The following is a 2,149-nucleotide window of genomic DNA, read 5'->3' on the forward strand; positions in this document are numbered from 1 at the left end:
GTAAGCACCCAATAACAGACCGACTATAAATAGCGTATCGGCCGCGGTATGATAGCCTCATCATAAGAAATGGTGAGGTGTTTTTATGCTCAATAAACCGGAAATCGTTCAAGTTAAGCTGGACGACGGTCAACAACAGCCAAGTTCAATATCAAAGGCCTTTCAAATCAAACGTAATGAACATGAAACAATCATTGTTTACAATCATATCAATGGATATATTTTAGACGCCCTAGTCAAGGCGGTGTTCACTGATGCTCATTGATTTACACCAACTCAAGGGTATTTATTTGATTTGTGGCAAAACTGACCTGCGGCGTGGAATCGATGGTTTAGCCGCTACGATCACTGATCAGTATGAACTTGACCCCTACAGCCGGGCGTTATTTCTTTTTTGCGGTACCCGTAAAGATCGTTTTAAGGCCCTATATTGGGCCGGTGATGGCTTTCTCTTACTTTATAAACGAATCGAAAATGGCCGCCTGCAATGGCCAACCAATCAAAATGAGGTGAAGCGACTACACGCCAAACAATTACAACGTTTATTATCTGGCTGGGGGCTTGAAGCAACCGTGCATCAGACCAACCGACCAAAAAAAGCTAGGCTTAGCTGACCAATCATGGTACACTCAGGACAATCCTAGTGAATGAAGGCGATTCCATGGCAACGACCGTCGAACAACTTAAGCAAGCCCAAGCGCAGAATCGTGAGTTACTCAAAGAAATAAAGGCCTTGACCGCAACTGTCCAAACTTTGACGGAAGAAGTCGCCTTTTTTCAGCGCCAACTTTTTGGCAAGCATTCGGAAAAAATAACTGATCCTAACCAGTTATCCCTATTGGCAGATGACAATGGGGTTTTTACCGACCCAGAGCAAACTGGGAACCAAAGCGAAACGACAGTAACAACAGTCGTCCATAAGCCAAAGCGTAAGCGTTGCGAATCAGTTGATCCCAATCTACCGATCGAGACCACCGTGATCCGCCGCGAGAACTTGAGTTGCGATCATGGTCATCAACTGATACCAGTGGGCAAGCACTTTGTGCGTGAAGTCGTGCATCAAATTCCTGGTCGCCTCTATCGCGAACAGATCTTTGAACAAACGTATAAATGTGCCGCTTGTGAAACGAATGATGGTGTTTCCCACTTATATCAGGGGACTGCGCCGCAGGCGCTGATCCCCCATAGTTTAGCGACCTCATCGTTAGTCGCTGAGTTGTTGTACCAAAAATATGCCTTAGGGACACCACTTTATCGTCAAATGAAAGCCTGGCGGCGGGCTGGTTTGATTTTAAGTGAAACGACCATGACGAATTGGGTGATCAAAGCAGCGACGATCGTTCAACCGCTGTATACATTACTGCACGAACAATTATTAACGCAACCTTACCTGCAAGGCGATGAAACACCGTTTCAAGTCTTGCGTGAGGTGGGTAAAACCGCGCAAAGCAAGTCTTATATCTGGATTGCTCGGAGTATTCGCTTAGCTGCGCATCAAGTTGTCTATTATACGTATAGCGACAATCGTGCCGGCAAAACTGCCCAACAACTTTATGGTGATTTTACGGGTGTCCTACAATGTGACGGTTATTCTGGCTATAATCTACTGGGCGCGACGGTGACGCGGGTCGGTTGTTGGGCGCATGTGCGGCGAAAATTCTTCGATGATGCCTGCAAGATCAAGGGGCAACCGACGATAACGCCACCCTTAAAATTGCTTGATCAAATGTTTCACCTAGAACGGGGCTGGCGTGATCTAACACCAACCAAGCGCAAAGAACTGCGCCAGGAACAATTAAAGCCAGTGATCAAGCAATTTTGGCAGTGGTGTGATCAAGCGGTGGCCACCCCGAAATCACGTTTAGGTCGTGCTTTGACCTATGCCCAAAACCAACGGTCTGCACTTGATCGTGTGCTCGATTACGGCGAAATTGATCTAAGCAATAACGCCACCGAACGAAATGTGAAGTCTTTCGTGATTGGGCGCAAGAATTGGCTTTTCGCCACCAGTCCTGCAGGGGCACAGGCTAACGCGATTTGGATGACCTTGATTGAAACCGCGAAAGCTAATGGTTTGGATCCCCGGCAGTATCTCGAATACCTGCTTGATCAATTAGGGCAACTACCCGTTTTTCCAACTGAGGAAGAA

General features: G+C 46.9%; 3 protein-coding genes. All 3 read left to right on the top strand.

What is annotated here, in order from left to right:
- The first annotated feature begins 85 nt into the window (after window positions 1-85).
- Complete coding sequence (locus tag FFM78_RS13535) at window positions 86-265, top strand: hypothetical protein (RefSeq protein WP_137638903.1); 180 nt, start codon at window positions 86-88, stop codon at window positions 263-265.
- The gene (gene tnpB / locus FFM78_RS13540; RefSeq protein WP_137638904.1) at window positions 255-614 is read left to right on the top strand and encodes an IS66 family insertion sequence element accessory protein TnpB; all 360 of its coding nucleotides are present in this window, start codon (window positions 255-257) and stop codon (window positions 612-614) included. The genes FFM78_RS13535 and tnpB overlap by 11 nt, the downstream gene beginning before the upstream one ends.
- A 47-nt stretch (window positions 615-661) precedes the next feature.
- A partial coding sequence (tnpC, locus tag FFM78_RS13545; protein WP_137638905.1) for an IS66 family transposase occupies window positions 662-2,149 on the top strand: 1,488 nt, incomplete at its 3' end.

This window comes from Loigolactobacillus binensis, assembly GCF_005405165.1.
Lineage (GTDB): Bacteria > Bacillota > Bacilli > Lactobacillales > Lactobacillaceae > Loigolactobacillus > Loigolactobacillus binensis.